Source organism: Delftia sp. HK171 (assembly GCF_001886655.1).
Lineage (GTDB): Bacteria > Pseudomonadota > Gammaproteobacteria > Burkholderiales > Burkholderiaceae_C > Comamonas > Comamonas acidovorans.
The window spans coordinates 2,622,501-2,640,054 of sequence record NZ_CP018101.1 but is presented as its reverse complement, the minus strand read 5'-3'; the positions used below and the strand labels follow the sequence as shown (position 1 = coordinate 2,640,054).

Below are 17,554 nucleotides of genomic sequence, written 5' to 3'. Positions count from 1 at the left end.
AAAATTATTGTCCTGCTTTGGCAGCATCTCTTGCAAAAGTGCGGCAGTGATTTGAGTTGAATGGATTCCAGTTATATTTTTCTCTATCTTTATTTTCTGAAATTTCTTTTGCGTAGTCAGCAACTTTTTTGGGGTCGGCAGAACTGCAGGTTAACTTTGCCGGTGTTCCTTTGCCTGATCTTTTCGAAAGCTGCTCTTCCAGACTTCTCATGGACTCATCTGTTGGAGCACCATCTTTGCCTATTTTCAGATTAGGCATTGGGGTTTGCCGAACGTTTCCGTCGTCTTGGGGTAGTTTGGAGCCCATAATTCCTTTTGCACTTGGGTTGTATCTACCGTATTCGAAATATTGTGTTTTCCCTGAAGCATCATATGTCAATACACCACTATGTCCACCAAGCCATGTGCTTGTTTTACCTTCGGCGTACTCAACCGGATAATCTGGAAAATTAACAACACAGGCTTGCTGTAAGCCTAACGAATCTATCCATCCCGTGGGATTTACAGGGTAGATATAGTGATTATTACCCCCCATCAACCCAATAGGGTCCTGATTGATATAACTCCCCACCACCGGATCGTAATACCGATGCCGGTTGTAATACAGCCCCGTTTCCCTGTCATGGTGCTGCCCCGGCAGCCGGATCGCCTGGTGCAGGCCCTGCGGGTTGTACTCCTGCAGCACATTGCCCCAGGGGTCCAGCTTTGCGGCCCAGGCCACCTGGCCGGTCTGGTCCGTCAGGGCCATGGGCGTGCCCAGGTGGTCGCAGTGGTAGTGGTGGATGGCGATGCGGGCGTGCTGTTCTTTTTCCTGGTCCTGCAGTTGGGCCTGCATGCCGCTGAGCAGGCGGGCCGTGCCCTCGGCCTGTTCGCCCAGGATCGCCTGGGCGCTGGGCGGCAGGCCGTGCTCCAGGGTGTGGCGCAGGTGGCGGGCGGCGTCTTGCTGCATGTCGCGCGGCATGGCGCTGAGCATGGTTTGCATCAGGGCCAGGGCCGACGTGTGGTTGGGGTCGTCCTGGTCGGGCAGGCCTGCGGTGATGGCCTGCACCAGCAGGTGGGGCTGGTCTTGGGGATCGCCGCTGGCCGTGGTGCTCAGGCGCACCAGGGGAGTGAAGCTGCCGGGTTCGTAGATGGTGTGTTCTATGTGGCGGGTGTCATCGCCATGCTGCAGGCGTTCGGTGTGGATGAGGCGGTCGCCGTCCCAGCCGTAGTAGTGGGTGCGGGTGGATTCTGTGGAGTCCGCGCTTTCCACTTGCTGCTTGAGCCTGCGGCCCAGGGCGTCATAGGTGTAACGGCTGTGGTGGCGCAGTTGCTCTGCGTTGCCCTGGATCTGGCTGCTGCGCACCGCTATGAGCTGGTGGGCTCCGTCGTAGTGCAGTTGCTGCTGGCTGTGGTCTGCCTGCATTTGCGCGATGCGGTTGCCGCAGGGGTCGTAGCGCCAGACGCGGTCTTCGGTGAAGCCGATGCGGTTGTCTTCCCAGCGCTGCACGGGGCCTTGCCGCTGGCCGGCAAGGTGGCCCAGGCCCATGAGGTTGAAGTCGGTGTGCCGCCAGTGGGCGTGGACCTGGGCGGCCCAGTTGTCCTGGGTGTTTGTCTGGCCCGATGCACCGGCTGCACCGGGTGCTGGCAGGCGGTTGCCTGCGGGGTCGATCTGCCAGCGGGTGGTGGTCTGGGGGGCCTGGCTGTCGGTGGCCGCTCTCAGGCGCCCTGCGCTGTCGTAGCCGTAGCGCAGCAGCTGCGCGGCCTGGCCCGGGGCGCCGGCCTGTTCGATGGCGACGAGCTGACCCAGGCTGTCGTAGTGGTAGCGACGGCCGAGGATCTGGCCTATGAGGGGCTGGACCAGGTGATCACGGCCTTCCGTGCTTTGCAGGCCTGTGGTGCCCAGGGCCGTGAGTCGGCCCAGGCTGTCCCATTGGCGTTGCACCTGCAGGGGGTTGTCTGCGTCTGCTGCAGAGGTGGGTGGGTGCAGGCTGCGGCGGACTTCGCGGTGCAGGTTGTCGCGTTCGAAGTCGATGAGGCTGGCTCCGTTGAGCTGCAGTCCGTGCACATGGCCTGAGCCGTAGGTGAGCCAGGCGATCTCTCCCAGGCCTTGCAGCTGGCTGTGCTGGCGTGCGCCCAGCGCATCCAGGCTGTGGGCGATGCGGTGTTCGTATTCGATCTGCTCTGCGCCCCCGTTGCCGCCCCCGTCCTTGCCTGGGCGGTACAGTTGCTGCACTTCTGCGGTGATGCGGCCCAGGGCGTCTCGCTCCAGTGCTATGCGGCTTTGCAGTTGGATGGTGTTCTCTGCGGTGTTCTCGCCGGTGTGCTGCCATACGCTGGCCGCCGTGAGGCGCCCGGCCGCATCCCATTCATAGCGGTGGGTTTGTGCGGGCGCATGGGGCGTGGCGGGCAGCTGGCGTTCGGCGAGGCGCCCGCCTTCGTCCCAGCGATAGTGGCTGCTGCTTTGCTGCGCGGCGTTGCCATCCGAGGCTTCCATGAGCTGGCCTGCCGCGTCCCAGCGGTAGCGCTGCAGCCGTTGGTCAAACCCTTCTTCCTGCACGAGCCGGTCCAGCGCGTCCCAGGCAAAGCGGCTTTGCGCTCCGTTCTCGTTGACGAGGCGCAGGAGGCGGCCGGCGCTGTCGTATTCGAAGGCCAGGGTGAGGCCGCCATGTGTTCGCTGGACCAGCCTGCCCCAGAGGTCGTAGCGCAGGTGGATGCTGGGGTCGGCGGCCTGGGTTTCGCTGGAGGTGCCCGCAGGCTGGGCCGGATCGATGCGCGTGAGGTGGCCTGCGCTGTCGTAGTGGTAGCGCTCGATCTGGCCGTTGGGCAGTTCGCTGGCCACGATGCGCCCCTGGCCGTCGCGCTGGTGGCGTTGGCGCTGGCCCAGGGCGTTGTCCACTTCGATGAGCGCTCCCCAGCGGTCGTAGTGGTAGTGCGTGCTGTGGCCCGAGCAGTCGGTGTAGCTGAGCAGTTGGCCCGCGTCGCTCCAGGCCAGCTGTTTGCTGCCGCCCTGGGCGTCTTCGATGCGCCGGGGGCTGTCGCAGGTGAGCGGCGCTTCCTGGGGTCGGGGTAGTGGTAGCGCTCGGTGCTGCCATCGGCCTGGGTGATCTGGGTGAGGCGGCCCCAGGCGTCGTATTGGTAGCCGGTGGTGGCCCCTGCGGTGTCAGTGCTTTGCAGCAGGCGGCCCGTGGCTTCGTCGTGTTCCTGCTGGGTGCTGCGCCCGTCGGGCAGTTGCACGCCGATGAGCCGGCCCTGGCCATCACGCCGCAGGTGCACGCTGCGCCCCAGCGGGTCGGTGCGCGAGGCCAGCCGGCCGAAGCTGTCGTAGGCCTGCAGCCAGCGGCTGCCGTCGGCCTTGTGGTGGGCGATGAGGCGCGACAGGCCCGCTGCGCCTTCGAAGTAGTAGGTCTCGATGCGATCCAGGCTGTCGCTGACGCGGGTGGCGGCACGCGGCTGGCCGTCGGGGCCCGGGGGCTGGGACAGGTAGTCGAAGCGGTAGCTGAGCCCTTCCTGGTTGCTGTGCTCGATGACGCGGGCACCGGGCTGGGCGCTCTCGTAGCGGTAGCGGTGCCAGGGTCCGCTGGCATGGCGGTGGGCGCTGATGCGGTGGTGGTCCCATTCGAATTCGCGCACGAGCTGGCCTGCGCGGTCGTGGACGGTGATGAGGTCGCCTGCGCTGCTGTAGCCGTAGCGCACGAGGGCGATGGGGGTGGACACAGGGTGCAACGGGTCCTGTGTGAGGTCCACGCCTGTGACCCGCCAGCCGTCGTCGGCGCCCCACAAACCCAGCGCATCCCTGCCGCCATGGATGCGCTGGTGCAGCAGCCGGTAGCGCCGGCCTGTGCCGTCGCTCAGCGAGACCAGGCGGCCTGCGGGCACAGCCTCTTTGCCGGCACTGTGGCCGGCCTCGGGTGTGGTGCCGTCGCTGTAGTGGTAGAGCTGGCGGCGCCCGAAGCGGTCGATCTGGGCCATGAGCCGCCAGGGACCGTCGACAGGTTCACCGGGCGCAGGGCCAAAGCCCCAGAGCGTGTCGCCATCGCCGCTGACCGCAAGGATGGCTTGCGGGTTGCGCACCAGTGCCTGCTCCACATGCGACCAGCGTGGGTTCGCAGCCCAAGGCGCTGTGCCGCCTTCCGGCTCCGTGCTGCCGCCGCGCAGCAGCCAGATGTCTTCGCTGGCACTGTGCAGCTGGCCGCCCGGCACCAGAGGCTGGTCGAAGGTGATGACGCGGCCGCTGGCATCCAGCAGCAAGGTGGACTCTTCCTGCAGGCGGATGCTGAGCTCCTGCAGCAGGTGCCAGCCATGGCCCAGCAGGCCGCAGGCAGCGCCGTGCTCGGGGTTGACGTAGCTGCTGTACTGGCGCTGCCAGGCCACAGGCAGCGCAGCCGATGGCAGGGCGAAGTCCAGGTCTTGTGCGCCCCGCAGGACCTTGGCGCCGAGCTGGGGGTTCACAGGGGATCCGACGGTGATGCCGTCCGGGCAGACGGAGCAGGCCAGGCCCCCCTGGCTGCCGATGAGCACGGTGAGCGAGCCGGTGACGATCTTGCCCTTGACGACGCTGTCGGTGATGCGGGCTGCGGGTTTGCCACTCATGCAGACTTCTCCTGAGTGGACTTGATGGCGCAGTCGCAATGTATCGCTGTATCCAGGGCGGCAATTGCTTCACATTGCCTCATTCCGGGTAGAAGGAAACAGTGGCGGATTCTCTGATGGCCAGGCATTTCATGAGAATGCAGTGGCTCGCCCCATGGCGTGCGAATGGCAAATGGTCGTGTCATTGTGTCAACCGCCCTACGGACGGCTCCCTCTCTCGATGAGCGGGAATCATAGACAGGCCACTGGCAATGGCGCAATTGATTTATGCGTCAGACTCCTCTTATAAATGTAAGCAAATTGATTATCTTGGATACATCAGCAATTGAATGCCGCCTCACCAATGGAGGGACATATCGATAAATTTCTCATGCCATTGGTGCAATGGGGATGAGGCGCCTGCTGACCCACATCAAGGCGCGCCAATAAAAAAAGCCCCTGCCTCGGAAGGCAGGGGCTGTCAGGGGCCCGGGGCGCCATGCGTGACACCGCCGGGCCGGCTAGCAACGGGTTGGCATCAGCCTGCAGCCGCCTCCGGCGAGGGCTTGGGCTGCAGGCGCTTGAGCACGCGCGGCACGATGAGCACGCAGGCCACGATGATGATCAGCGTCAGCGACATGGGGCGCTGCAGGAAGATCCACCAGCTGCCTTCGCCGATGGACACGGCATTGCGCATCTGTGCCTCGGCCAGGGGGCCCAGGATCATGCCGACCACGACGGGCGCGGTGGGGAAGTCGAAGCGGCGCATGATCACGCCCAGCACGCCGATGCCGTACAGCAGGAACAGGTCGAAGGCGCTCTGGCGCATGCCGTAGGCACCCACGGTAGCGAAGATCAGGATGCCTGCGTACAGCTGGGGACGCGGGATCTTGAGCAGCTTGACCCAAAGGCCCACCATGGGCAGGTTAAGCACCAGCAGCATCAGGTTGCCGATGTACAGCGAGGCGATCAGCGCCCAGACCAGGGCGGCGGACGAGCTGAACAGCTGCGGTCCGGGGTTGATGCCGTAGTTCTGGAACGCACCCAGCAGCACGGCCGTGGTGTTGCTGGTGGGAATGCCCAGGGTCAGCAGCGGGATCAGCGCGGCGGTCACGGTGGCGTTGTTGGCGGCCTCGGGGCCGGCCACGCCTTCGATGGCGCCCTTGGTGCCGAACTCGGCACGGTTCTCACCCTTGGCCAGCTTCTTTTCGGTGGCGTAGCTCAGGAAGGTGGGGATCTCGGTGCCGCCGGCAGGGATGCAGCCGAAGGGTGTGCCGATGACGGTGCCGCGCAGCCAGGCGGGCCACGAACGCTTCCAGTCGCGGCCGGTCATGTGCACGCGGCCCATCCTGTTTTGCGTATCGACGACCTTGCCTTCGTACATGGCGGCGTACAGCACTTCGGCCACGGCGAACAGGCCCACGGCCACGAGCACGATGTCCACGCCGTCCAGCAGTTCCATCTTGCCCATGGTGTAGCGCGCAGCGCCCGAGATCTGGTCCATGCCGATGCAGCCCAGCGCCAGCCCCAGGAACAGGGCCGTCATGCCGCGCAGCGCGCTTTGGCCGAGCACGGCACTGACGGTGGTGAAGGCCAGCACCATCAGCATGAAGTACTCGGGCGGACCCAGCTTGACGGCAAAGTCGGCCACCGAGGGGGCGAACAGCGTGACGACCACGGTGGCCACGGTACCGGCCACGAAGGAGCCGATGGCGGAGGTGGCCAGCGCGGCACCCGCGCGGCCGCTCTTGGCCATCTTGTTGCCCTCCATGGCCGTGACCATGCTCGCGGTCTCCCCGGGCGTGTTCAGCAGGATGGAGGTGGTGGAGCCGCCATACATGGCGCCGTAGTAGATGCCCGCGAAGAAGATCATCGAGGCGGTGACCTCGACCTTGGCGGTAATGGGCAGCAGCATGGCCACGGCCACGGCCGGGCCGATGCCAGGCAGCACGCCCACGGCCGTGCCCAGGGCGCAGCCGACCAGAGCCCACAGCAGGTTGGCGGGTGTGATGGCGGTGGCGAAGCCCGCCATCAGTGCGTCAAAGATTTCCATTACAGCCACCCCGTCTCAGTCAGGCCCGGCAGGTTGATTGCCAGGAATTGCGTGAAGGCCCAGAACACGGGCGCCGAGATGAGCAGCCCGGTGACCACGTCCTTGACCCAGGTGATGGGTGCGCCCGCCTGGGCCTGGCCGCCAGCACGGCGCAGGCCCTGCACGGCCAGCACGTAGCAGACGGTGCAGCTGACGATGAAGCCCACGGTGCCGATCAGTGCGGCGTTGACCATCAGGCCGGCCGACACCCAGACGAAGGCGCCGATGTCGGCGCGTGGATGGCCGCCAGGTGCGGAGGCTTCGCGGTAGCCGCCCGTGCGCGCCTCCCAGACCAGCCAGGCGCCGCAGACCGCGAGCACCACGGCGCACAGCCAGGGCAGGAAATTGGGGCCGACGCCGCCGTAGCCGGAGTCGGAAGGAATCTGCAGCGCGCCGAAGGCCAGGCCTGCAGCGACGAGCAGCACGCCAGAGCCGACGATGGTCTGCGCGCGAACCGAGGGAAAGCCGCTGGGCTCATCGGCCTGGGCGGCATCCGTGGCAAGTGGATTGGGTTGTGAGGACTCGGACATGGTCAGTTCCTGGCCGCAGCGGAACCGGCGACCGGGCCGGCCACCGCTGCAGACGTGGGGAAAAAATTAAGCCGCCGGGGCCAGCGGGCCGCTGGCGCGGCGCGCGGGCATCTTCCGCTTCTTGAAGCAGGCGCTGCGACTGGCGCCTGCCGTGGCCCGCAGGAGTGCGGGCCTGTGGCCGCACCGGCCCCGCAAGAGGCCGGTGCAGCCGTGCGATCACACCATGCCGGACTTGACCATGGTGGCGCGCAGGCTCGCGAACTCCTGGTCCACGAACTCGCCGAAGGCATCGCCGGCCAGCCACGCGGGCGTCCAGTCGTTCTTCTGCAGAGCCTCGGCCCAGGCCTTGCTCTTGGTGGCCTTCTCCAGCATGGCGACCAGCGCGTCGCGCTGGGGCTTGGTGATGCCGGGCGCGCCGTACACGCCGCGCCAGTTGCCGATCTCGACGTTGATGCCCTGCTCCTTGAGCGTGGGCACGTCCACGCCCTTCAGGCGCTGGCCCGAGGTCACGCCGATGGGCTTCATCTTGCCGGTGCTGATGTACTCGGCGAACTCGCTGAAGCCGCTGCCGCCCACGGTGACGTTGCCGCCCAGGATGGCGGAGATGGCCTCGCCGCCTCCACGGAAGGCCACGTAGTTGATCTTGGAGGGATCGACGCCGACTTCACGCGCGATCATGGCAGCCGCAATGTGCTCGGTGGAGCCGCGCGAGCCGCCGCCCCACTTGACGGAGCCCGGGTCCTTCTTGAGCTGGGCGATCACCTCGGCCATGTTCTTGAAGGGCGAGTTGGCGGGCAGCACGAACACGTTGTATTCGCTGGTCAGGCGCGCCAGCGGCGTGGCCTGCGTCAGGTTCACGGGCGGCTTGCCCGTGATGATGCCGCCCAGCATGACGGCGCCCATGACCATCATGGCGTTGGGATCGCCCTTGCTGCCGTTGACGAACTGCGCAAGACCGATGGCGCCAGCGGCGCCGCCCTTGTTGTCATAGGTGACGGAAGCAGCCTGACCAGCGTCCTGCAAAGCCTTGCCCAGGGCACGGCCCGTGGTGTCCCAGCCGCCGCCGGGGTTGGCCGGCAGCATCATCTTGACGGCGACCGCAGCCTGAGCAGACAGCGGCAGGCTGCCTGCGGCGGCCAGTGCGGCCAGCGACTTCAGAAAAGTATCACGACGCATGGTTTGACTCCTTGTGTTGTAAGGCTGTCGATGATGGGTTCGCTACCTGTCAAATGGCTGTCCAAACCCCTAGGGGAATCCCTAGATCGCTCTTGGCGCGATGGCCTGCATCGCGCCCGGTGCTAACGTGCGGGCCATGCAATTGCTGCTCGTAGAAGATGACAACGCCATGCGCACCACGCTGCAGCGCACGCTGATCCGGCGCGGCATCCAGGTGGAGACGGCGGCCGACGGCCCCTCGGCCCTGGCGCAGTGGCTGGTGCGCGAGCCCGACGCCGTGGTGCTGGATTTGAGCCTGCCCGGCCTGGACGGCCTGCAGGTGCTGGAGCGTGCGCGCGGCCAGGGCCTGCGCACGCCCGTGCTCATCCTGACTGCGCGCGGCACCGTGGGCGACCGCGTGCTGGGCCTGAACGCCGGCGCGGACGACTACCTGGCCAAGCCCTTCGACCTCGACGAGCTGGAGGCCCGGCTGCGCGCCCTGCTGCGTCGCAGCAGCGACAGCTTCGCGCCCAAGCCGCCGCCCGAGACCATTGCCATGGGGGCGCTGCGCTACGACAAGACCAGCGGCGCCATCCACCGCGATGGCGAGATCATGGAGCTGACGCCCCGCGAGCTTGCCCTGATGCACGCCCTGCTGGCGCGCCCCGGCCATGCCGTGGCCAAGGAACGGCTGTTCGCGCTGGTGTTTCCCGGCGAGTCCGACGTGCAGTACGAGGCCGTGGAAGTCGTCGCCTACCGGCTGCGCAAGAAGCTGTCGGGCACGGGCGTGCAACTGGTCACGCTGCGCGGCCTGGGATATCTGCTCAAGGCCGAGTCGGCCTGACGCATTGCCGCATTCGTGCACCGCAAGCCCATGCGCGACCCCGGTCTTCCCCTTCCCGCCCCCGCCCGCGCGCGCCAGCCCTGGTCGCTGCGCCGCCAGCTGCTGACGGGCATTCTCGTCCCCGTCATTCTGTTCATTGGCTTCAATACCTGGAGCCTGTACCACCAGACGCTGGCTGCGCTGAACACGGCCTATGACCGCACGCTGCTGGCATCGGCCAAGAGCATCAGCGAGCAGCTGGATGTGACGGGCTATGACGAGTCCGCCCAGTTGCATGCCATCGTTCCCTACTCGGCGCTGGAGATCTTCGAGGCCGACAACCAGAGCCGCATGTTCTACCGCGTCTCCACGCTGGACGGGGAAATGGTGTCGGGCTTTGGCGAGCTGCCCATGTGGCACGGCGTCATCCCCCAGCGCCCGCCCTACGCGGCCCTGGTCGATTTCTATGACGCACAGTTCCGCGGCCGGCCCGTGCGCATGGCCGTGCTGCTGCAGCCCGTGGCCAGCGCCAAGGGGCGCGGCATGGCCGTGATCCAGGTGGCCGAGACGCTGGAGCTGCGCGAGACCCTGGCCCTGCAGATCCTGCGCACCACGCTGGCACGCCAGGCCCTGCTGGTGGCTGCCGTGGCGCTGATCGTGATCTTTGTGGTGCAGCGGGCCACCCAGCCCGTGCGCCAGCTCAGCAGCGACCTGCGCTCGCGCCCGCGCGGCGACCTGAGCCCGCTGTCGGCCCCCGCTGCGCCGCGCGAATTGCAGCCGTTGCTGGAGGCCATCAACCAGCTCATGCTCCGGCTGCGACAGCTGCTGTCGGACCAGAAGCGCTTTGTGCGCGATGCATCGCACCAGTTGCGCACGCCGCTGGCCGTGCTCAAGGCCCAGCTGCAGTCGGCCCAGCGCGGCGATGTGCCGGCCGAGCAGGCCTTCGAGGAAATCGGCGCCACCGTGGACCGCGCCACGCGGCTGGCCAACCAGATGCTGGCGCTGGCCAAGGTCGAGCAGCTACGGCAGGAAGACAGCGCCGAGCCGGCGTCGCCCGCCCCCAGCCTGCTGGACGAAGTGGTGCGCGACGTGGCCATCGAACTGTCGCCGCTGATTGCCGAGCAGGACATCGATTTCTCCATAGACACCGAGCCCTGCCCCGTGCCGGCCCATGAATGGATGCTGCGCGAACTCACGCGCAACCTGCTGCACAACGCCATACGCCACATGCCTGCGGCCGGCAGCCTGCACATCAGCGTGCACCAGGCCGGCAGCCAGGCCGGCAGCCAGGCCGTGCTCAGCCTGCGCGACAGCGGGCCGGGCATAGACAGCGACCTGGCCCAGCGGCTGTTCCAGCCGTTCTCGGCCGGCAACGCGCGCAGCGGCTCGGGCCTGGGGCTGGCCATCTGCCACGAGATCGTGCAGACGCTGGGCGGCGCCATCGAACTGCGCAACATCTACCGGCAAGGCCTGGTCTGCGGTCTGCACGCGCACGTGGCGATTCCGCTGCAACCGGCCACTGGCAAGCACCCCGCGCCGCGCGCACAATAACGCCATGACCGATATCGAATCCATGCGTCTGGACAAATGGCTGTGGTGCGCGCGTTTCTACAAGACGCGCAGCCTGGCGGTAGAAGAGATCGGCAAGGGCCGCATCACCGTCAACGGAGCCCTGGTCAAGCCCGCGCGCGAGGTGCGCTGCGGCGACACCGTGGTGCTGCGCCAGGGCCAGATTCCGCGCACCGTGGTCATTCGTGGCCTGTCAGGCATGCGCGGCCCCGCGCCCGTGGCCCAGGCCCTGTACGAAGAAACCGCCGCAAGCCTTGCCGAGCGGGAGCGCCTGGCCGAGCAGCGCCGGCTGGCGCCCGAGCCCGCCAGCAGCATTGCCGACCAGCACGACGGCCGCCCCACCAAGCGCGACCGCCGCCAGATCGACCAGGTGCGCGAGCGCGGCAACTGGGACAGCCGCTGGAGCGCATCCATCGACGACCTGGACCGGCGTTGAATACCGCGGCCCTGCCCGCCTCATGCCTCTTCCAGCAAAAAGGCCATGCGCAACCGCTGCGCATGGCCTTTTCTCATGGGTTTGCGGGCGCAGACCCCTGCGGCGTTCAGACCACCTGGTCCTTGGCCGGTGCGTCGTCCCCCTGCGCACGCGGCAGGATGAGGTTCATCACCATGGCGGCCATGGCCCCCACGGTCACGGCCGAGCCCAGCAGGTACTGCAGCATGTCCGGCAGGGTCTGGACCCAGTCCTTGGGAGCCAGCGTGGCGAAGAAGGAGCAGATGATGGGCACGCCCACCACCAGCATGGCGCGCTCATCCAGGCGCACGTGGCGCAGGATGCGGATGCCCGCCATGGCAATGGTCACGCAGACCACGGCGAACATGCCGCCGATCACGGGCGAGGGAATGGCCGCAATCAGCGCCGAGAACTTGCCCAGGAAGCCCAGGCAGGCCAGCACCAGGCCGGCTGCAATGAAAACCATGCGGCTGGCCACGCCGGTGATGGAGATCACGCCCGCATTGGTGGAGTAGCCGGTGACCGGCGTGGCGCCGATGAGTGCGGCCACGCTGCAGCTCAGGCCCTCTCCCACGGCGCCACGGTCGAGCTGGCGGCTGGTGATGGGCTGGTTGATCACGGCCGAGACCGCAAACCAGGTGCCTGTGGTTTCCGCCATGACCACCAGATAGATCACGACAAAGGTCAGCACGGCAGGCAGGCTGAACTGCAGCGGGTAGTCGATGCCGGCCAGCTTGGGCAGCGTCAGCCAGGGCGCATCCGCAACCGGCTGCCAGGCGAACAGGCCCATGGCCCAGGCCACGGCCGTGCCGCCGGCCAGCGCAATGATCACCGACGACAGGCGCATCCAGCGGCCCAGCCGGTTGTCAAAGCGCAGGCCCAGCATCATGGCCGCGATCAGCAGTGCCGCCGACACCGAAGCCAGGGCAATGGACTGGTTGACCGTCATGCCGCCGTGGACCGAGAACACGTTGGCGCTGAGCGCAATCGGCAACAGCGACAGCCCCACCACGAGGATGATGGTGCCGCCGACGATGGGCGGCACCAGCCAGCGGATCACGCGGTGGAACCAGCCCAGCGCCCCCAGTGCGATGACGATCAGCGCTCCCGGAATCAGCGCGCCATAGACGGCTCCCATGCCGCCGAAGCCGCCGCCCGCGCCAAAGGCCACGGCCAGGATGGCACCCAGCGGAATGTAGGAAGGCCCTTGCGCAACAGGCATGCGCATGCACCAGGCGGTCTGGATCAGCGTGCCCACGCCTGCGGCAAGAAAGGTGGACTGGATCATGGACGCCGCATCGGCTTGCGACAGCGCCAGGGCCGAGGCAATGATGAAGGGCACGACATACACGTCCATGGCCATCACATGCTGCAGGCCCAGCAACAGGGCCTGTGACAGCGAGACGCGGTCGTCGGGGCGGGCGATCAGGCGCCCTTCGTAGGAGGAGGTCGGTTCGGTCATGGGACGGAAAAATGCGGAAAACGGCCGCAGCGCAAAGACTGCGGCGCTCAGACAGCAGTGACAGCGCCGGCGGCCTGGCGCCGGTGCACGCACTCGCCCTGCACCCAGGTACTGGCCACATTGGCGCGCGTGGCGTGGTGGATGATCTTTTGCAGAATGTCGGCCGGGCCATCCGCGCCGGGCCAGATCTGGACATTGGAGTCAGGCCCCTGGCAGTCGATGGCCAGGGCGTCCATGGCGTGGCCGGGCTCGATGCGGCCAATCGGCAGGTCCAGCGCATCGCCCCCCGCCGCCGTGGCCAGCCACAGCGCAAAGACGTGGTCGATGCGGGCCTGCACGCCCTGCCCCGCCCTGCCGCGCTGCGAAGCGCCCAGGGCCGGGTCCACCCCCTCATGCAAGGCCAGCGAGGCCGTCATGGCGTGGCGGCAGGCATCGAACATGCTGGGGCTGTAGCCGCCCGAGATGTCCGTGGCCAGCCCCATGCCCAGGCCCTGCTCACGGCCGCTGCGGGCCGGGAACACGCTGTTGGCGAAATAGAAGTTGGACAGAGGGCAATGCGCTACCGAGGCGCCCGTGCGCGCCATCAGTGCCACGTCATCGGCCGTGAGGAAGTTGGCATGGGCCACGACCGTGCGGCGCGTGAGCAGGCCGAAATCATGCAGCGCATGCGCATCGGTGCGGCCCTGGCGTTCCAGCACATGGGCATGCGCCCAGTCGCTCTCGGAGCAATGGGTTTGCACATGGGCGCCGGTGCGTCCAGCCAGGTCGCCCAGGCCGCGCAGCAGCTCGTCGGTGCACGAAGGAATGAAGCGCGGCGTGATCACCGGCAGCACGCGCTGCTGCGCGTTGTCCGGATGCTGGCGCAGCCAGTCGATGAAGCGCGCCGTCTCGGCAATGCCTTCGGCGGCGCTGGCGTCCTTGTAGTACGGGGGGCATTGCGACGGCTCGTCCATCGCCACCTTGCCCACCAGGGCGCGCTGACCCAGGGCCAGGCAGCGTTCGGCCAGCACCTGGTTGCCCACGGCGTGGATGGTGCCGAAGTACATGGCCGTCGTCGTGCCATTGGCCAGCAGCGTGCGCACCACGCTGTCGTAGACCGAAGTGGCAAAGCCGGCATCGCCGTAGCGCGCTTCCAGGGGAAAGGTGTACTCCTGCAGCCAGGTTTCCAGCGGCACATCCAGGGCCTTGCCGCTTTGCGGCCATTGCGGTGCATGCACATGCAGGTCCACCATGCCGGGCAAAAGGTATTGGCCCTCGGGCAGGCGCTGCAGCGTGCCTGCGGCAGCATGCGCGGCCTCCAGAGCGGCGCGGCGGGGATCACCGCGCTCCAGCACGGCATCGATCATGCCGCGGCCATCCACCACGATCAGCACGTCCTGCTGGATGCGCAGCGCATCCGGCACGGGCGCATCGAAAGCAGTACACAACAGGGCCCAGCCCTGGCCTGGGTCAGCGGAATTCATCATGGAAACGCGGCCCCCTGCCTCACTTGGCCTTGAGCTTGGCCAGGTCCTCGGCCGTCAGCCATCGCCACTGGCCCGGCTGCAGGTCCTCGGTGAGCTCCAGCTCGCCGATCTTCCAGCGATGCAGGCCCTCGACGCGGTTGCCAACGGCCGCGATCATGCGCTTGACCTGGTGGTACTTGCCTTCGGTCAGCGTGAGGTCCAGCACATGCTCGCTCACCTGCTCGCAGGCAGCGGCCTTGACGGGCTTGGGGTCATCGTCGAGCACCACGCCGTCGAGCAGGCGCTGCACCTGGCCGGCATCGACCGGATGCTTGGTGGTCACGCGATAGATCTTGGGCACATGCTTCTTGGGCGAGCTCATGCGGTGGATGAACTGGCCGTCATCGCTGAGCAGCAGCAGGCCCGTCGTGTCCTGGTCAAGCCGCCCCACGGCCTGCACGCCCTGCACGGCACCCTTGTTCGGGCGCAGCCGCAGCGGCAAGGGCAAAAGCGAGTAAATGCTCGGATAGGTCGACGGTTTTTGCGAGCACTCCGTGCCCGCCGGCTTGTGCAACAGCACATAGCCCAGCGCGTGATAGGCCCACTCCACGCCCTGCACGCGATAGCGCAGGCCTTCAGGATCGATGTCCTGCGTGGAGTCGAGGCAACGCACCCAGTCATTGGCCTCGGTGTCCCACAATTCCACCCAGCCCTGCTGGACCAGTCCGGAACACACGCGGCGGATGCCGAACCCTTGGGAATACAGAATGTCTTGCAGTTGCATGTTCATCTTTCAAGCCGTTTGCGCCCACCATGGCGCACGCACATCGCGCAGGCGACGATACAAGTACTTCTGCGCAAACAAGCAAAAAACCCCGTAGCTTTGGGCTACGGGGTTTCTTGGGCTGTAAGAGCCTGACGATGACCTACTTTCACACGGGAACCCGCACTATCATCGGCGCAAAGTCGTTTCACTGTCCTGTTCGGGATGGGAAGGAGTGGTACCAACTTGCTATGGTCATCAGGCATAACTTGTTGTCATGCTGCTCATGGAGCAACACAACGAATTCATAGAGTCTGTAATCAGCTTTGTATTTTGACTGCGCCTTACTTGGCATAACCACCTTGATGATCACGTCATCAAAGTTATAGGGTCAAGCCTCACGAGCAATTAGTATCAGTTAGCTTAACGCATTACTGCGCTTCCACACCTGACCTATCAACGTCCTGGTCTTGAACGACTCTTCAGGGGGCTCAAGGCCCCGGCAGATCTCATCTTGAAACGAGTTTCCCGCTTAGATGCTTTCAGCGGTTATCTCTTCCACACTTAGCTACTCGGCAATGCCACTGGCGTGACAACCGATACACCAGAGGTGTGTCCACTCCGGTCCTCTCGTACTAGGAGCAGGCTTCCTCAAATCTGCAGCGCCCACGGAAGATAGGGACCAAACTGTCTCACGACGTTTTAAACCCAGCTCACGTACCTCTTTAAATGGCGAACAGCCATACCCTTGGGACCGACTACAGCCCCAGGATGAGATGAGCCGACATCGAGGTGCCAAACACCGCCGTCGATATGAACTCTTGGGCGGTATCAGCCTGTTATCCCCAGAGTACCTTTTATCCGTTGAGCGATGGCCCTTCCATACAGAACCACCGGATCACTATGTCCTGCTTTCGCATCTGCTCGACTTGTCAGTCTCGCAGTTAAGCACGCTTATGCCATTGCACTATCGTCACGATGTCCGACCGTAACTAGCGTACCTTCGAACTCCTCCGTTACGCTTTGGGAGGAGACCGCCCCAGTCAAACTGCCTACCATGCACTGTCCCCGATCCCGATAAGGGACCTGGGTTAGAACCTCAAACGCACCAGGGTGGTATTTCAACGTCGGCTCCATGAGAACTAGCGTCCTCACTTCAAAGCCTCCCACCTATCCTACACAGATCCGTTCAAAATCCAATACAAAGCTACAGTAAAGGTTCATGGGGTCTTTCCGTCTTTCCGCGGGGAGATTGCATCATCACAAACATTTCAACTTCGCTGAGTCTCTGGAGGAGACAGTGTGGCCATCGTTACGCCATTCGTGCAGGTCGGAACTTACCCGACAAGGAATTTCGCTACCTTAGGACCGTTATAGTTACGGCCGCCGTTTACTGGGACTTCAATCAAGAGCTTGCACCCCATCATTTAATCTTCCAGCACCGGGCAGGCGTCACACCCTATACGTCCACTTTCGTGTTTGCAGAGTGCTGTGTTTTTATTAAACAGTCGCAGCCACCGATTTTTTGCAACCGCTTTGGGCTCCCTTTGTTCAAGTTCACCTACTTGCGGCATACCTTCTCCCGAAGTTACGGTATCAATTTGCCGAGTTCCTTCTCCAGAGTTCTCTCAAGCGCCTTAGAATACTCATCTCGCGCACCAGTGTCGGTTTGCGGTACGGTCGTGTGTAGCTGAAGCTTAGTGGCTTTTCCTGGAAGCAGGGTATCACTCACTTCGTCTGCAAGCAGACTCGTTATCACCCCTCATCTAAGCCCGGCGGATTTGCCTACCAGGCACGACTACAGGCTTGAACCAACATATCCAACAGTTGGCTGAGCTAACCTTCTCCGTCCCCACATCGCACTACACATCGGTACAGGAATATTGACCTGTTTCCCATCAGCTACGCATCTCTGCCTCGCCTTAGGGGCCGACTCACCCTACGCCGATGAACGTTGCGTAGGAAACCTTGCGCTTACGGCGAGGGGGCTTTTCACCCCCTTTAACGCTACTCATGTCAGCATTCGCACTTCTGATACCTCCAGCACCCGTTACCAGGCACCTTCACAGGCTTACAGAACGCTCTCCTACCACTTGCAATAAATTGCAAATCCGCAGCTTCGGTAACTGGCTTAGCCCCGTTACATCTTCCGCGCAGGACGACTCGATCAGTGAGCTATTACGCTTTCTTTAAATGATGGCTGCTTCTAAGCCAACATCCTGACTGTTTTAGCCTTCCCACTTCGTTTCCCACTTAGCCAATTTTAGGGACCTTAGCTGGCGGTCTGGGTTGTTTCCCTCTTGAGTCCGGACGTTAGCACCCGGTGCTCTGTCTCCCAAGCTGTACTCTGCGGTATTCGGAGTTTGCATAGGTTTGGTAAGTCGCCATGACCCCCTAGCCTAAACAGTGCTCTACCCCCGCAGGTAATACTTGAGGCACTACCTAAATAGTTTTCGGAGAGAACCAGCTATTTCCAAGTTTGTTTAGCCTTTCACCCCTATCCACAGCTCATCCGCTAGTTTTGCAACACTAGTCGGTTCGGACCTCCAGTACCTGTTACGGCACCTTCATCCTGGCCATGGATAGATCACTTGGTTTCGGGTCTACACCCAGCGACTGGACGCCCTATTCGGACTCGATTTCTCTACGGCTCCCCTATTCGGTTAACCTTGCCACTGAATGTAAGTCGCTGACCCATTATACAAAAGGT

9 protein-coding genes, 2 rRNA genes and 1 pseudogene (1 of these 12 running past the window's edge) are annotated in these 17,554 nt (G+C 64.6%); 3 read left to right on the top strand and 9 right to left on the bottom strand.

The genetic code is table 11. From position 1 onward, the window contains the following. Positions 1-4 precede the first annotated feature (4 nt). From BO996_RS11920 to BO996_RS11905, 4 genes and pseudogenes are all read right to left on the bottom strand, one after another. Positions 5-4,572 (bottom strand): annotated as a pseudogene (locus BO996_RS11920) (RHS repeat-associated core domain-containing protein). A gap of 517 nt (positions 4,573-5,089) precedes the next feature. Continuing rightward, positions 5,090-6,604 carry a tripartite tricarboxylate transporter permease gene (locus BO996_RS11915; RefSeq protein ID WP_012204439.1) on the bottom strand — a complete coding sequence of 505 codons (1,515 nt, stop codon included), beginning with the start codon at positions 6,602-6,604 and terminating at the stop codon, positions 5,090-5,092. Then, positions 6,604-7,173 carry a tripartite tricarboxylate transporter TctB family protein gene (locus BO996_RS11910; RefSeq protein ID WP_043819577.1) on the bottom strand — a complete coding sequence of 190 codons (570 nt, stop codon included), beginning with the start codon at positions 7,171-7,173 and terminating at the stop codon, positions 6,604-6,606. The genes BO996_RS11915 and BO996_RS11910 overlap by 1 nt, the downstream gene beginning before the upstream one ends. Positions 7,174-7,389: 216 nt before the next feature. Further along, positions 7,390-8,349, bottom strand: coding sequence for a Bug family tripartite tricarboxylate transporter substrate binding protein (locus tag BO996_RS11905; protein ID WP_013803365.1), 960 nt, complete (start codon positions 8,347-8,349; stop codon positions 7,390-7,392). A gap of 100 nt (positions 8,350-8,449) precedes the next feature. Between BO996_RS11905 and BO996_RS11900 the strand changes: the two genes are divergently transcribed. Genes BO996_RS11900 through BO996_RS11890 form a run of 3 tightly spaced genes read left to right on the top strand, consistent with a single transcriptional unit; the run spans position 8,450 to position 11,156 of the window. Then, positions 8,450-9,172 carry a response regulator transcription factor gene (locus tag BO996_RS11900; protein WP_012204436.1) on the top strand — a complete coding sequence of 241 codons (723 nt, stop codon included), beginning with the start codon at positions 8,450-8,452 and terminating at the stop codon, positions 9,170-9,172. A 30-nt stretch (positions 9,173-9,202) separates the two neighbouring features. Next, entirely contained in the window at positions 9,203-10,702 is a 1,500-nt protein-coding gene (locus tag BO996_RS11895) for a sensor histidine kinase (protein WP_071957082.1), read from the top strand. 4 nt (positions 10,703-10,706) lie between these two features. Next, the gene (locus BO996_RS11890) at positions 10,707-11,156 is read left to right on the top strand and encodes an RNA-binding S4 domain-containing protein (RefSeq protein ID WP_013803367.1); all 450 of its coding nucleotides are present in this window, start codon (positions 10,707-10,709) and stop codon (positions 11,154-11,156) included. Positions 11,157-11,262: 106 nt separating this feature from the next. Here the strand turns inward: BO996_RS11890 and BO996_RS11885 are convergent, their stop codons facing one another. The 5 genes from BO996_RS11885 to BO996_RS11865 all read right to left on the bottom strand — a co-directional run. Beyond that, on the bottom strand, positions 11,263-12,636 hold the full coding sequence (locus tag BO996_RS11885; RefSeq protein WP_063326716.1) for a uracil-xanthine permease family protein: 1,374 nt from the start codon (positions 12,634-12,636) through the stop codon (positions 11,263-11,265). A 47-nt stretch (positions 12,637-12,683) separates the two neighbouring features. Further along, complete coding sequence (gene guaD / locus BO996_RS11880; RefSeq protein WP_071954830.1) at positions 12,684-14,102, bottom strand: guanine deaminase; 1,419 nt, start codon at positions 14,100-14,102, stop codon at positions 12,684-12,686. Between the two features lie 19 nt (positions 14,103-14,121). Continuing rightward, complete coding sequence (locus BO996_RS11875; protein WP_013803370.1) at positions 14,122-14,865, bottom strand: 16S rRNA pseudouridine(516) synthase; 744 nt, start codon at positions 14,863-14,865, stop codon at positions 14,122-14,124. A gap of 129 nt (positions 14,866-14,994) precedes the next feature. After that, positions 14,995-15,107: ribosomal RNA gene (rrf, locus tag BO996_RS11870) — 5S ribosomal RNA — on the bottom strand. Positions 15,108-15,231: 124 nt separating this feature from the next. Further along, a 23S ribosomal RNA gene (locus tag BO996_RS11865) occupies positions 15,232-17,554 on the bottom strand (it continues 553 nt past the right edge of the window).

Excerpts from the sequence above, each read along its gene's own strand:
- BO996_RS11910 (WP_043819577.1), bottom strand. The coding sequence starts at position 7,173 with ATGTCCGAGTCCTCACAACCCAATCCACTTGCCACGGATGCCGCCCAG.
- BO996_RS11905 (WP_013803365.1), bottom strand. The coding sequence starts at position 8,349 with ATGCGTCGTGATACTTTTCTGAAGTCGCTGGCCGCACTGGCCGCCGCA.
- BO996_RS11895 (WP_071957082.1), top strand. The coding sequence starts at position 9,203 with ATGCGCGACCCCGGTCTTCCCCTTCCCGCCCCCGCCCGCGCGCGCCAG.
- BO996_RS11885 (WP_063326716.1), bottom strand. The coding sequence starts at position 12,636 with ATGACCGAACCGACCTCCTCCTACGAAGGGCGCCTGATCGCCCGCCCC.
- BO996_RS11890 (WP_013803367.1), top strand. The coding sequence starts at position 10,707 with ATGACCGATATCGAATCCATGCGTCTGGACAAATGGCTGTGGTGCGCG.
- BO996_RS11915 (WP_012204439.1), bottom strand. The coding sequence starts at position 6,604 with ATGGAAATCTTTGACGCACTGATGGCGGGCTTCGCCACCGCCATCACA.
- guaD (WP_071954830.1), bottom strand. The coding sequence starts at position 14,102 with ATGATGAATTCCGCTGACCCAGGCCAGGGCTGGGCCCTGTTGTGTACT.
- BO996_RS11900 (WP_012204436.1), top strand. The coding sequence starts at position 8,450 with ATGGCCTGCATCGCGCCCGGTGCTAACGTGCGGGCCATGCAATTGCTG.
- BO996_RS11875 (WP_013803370.1), bottom strand. The coding sequence starts at position 14,865 with ATGCAACTGCAAGACATTCTGTATTCCCAAGGGTTCGGCATCCGCCGC.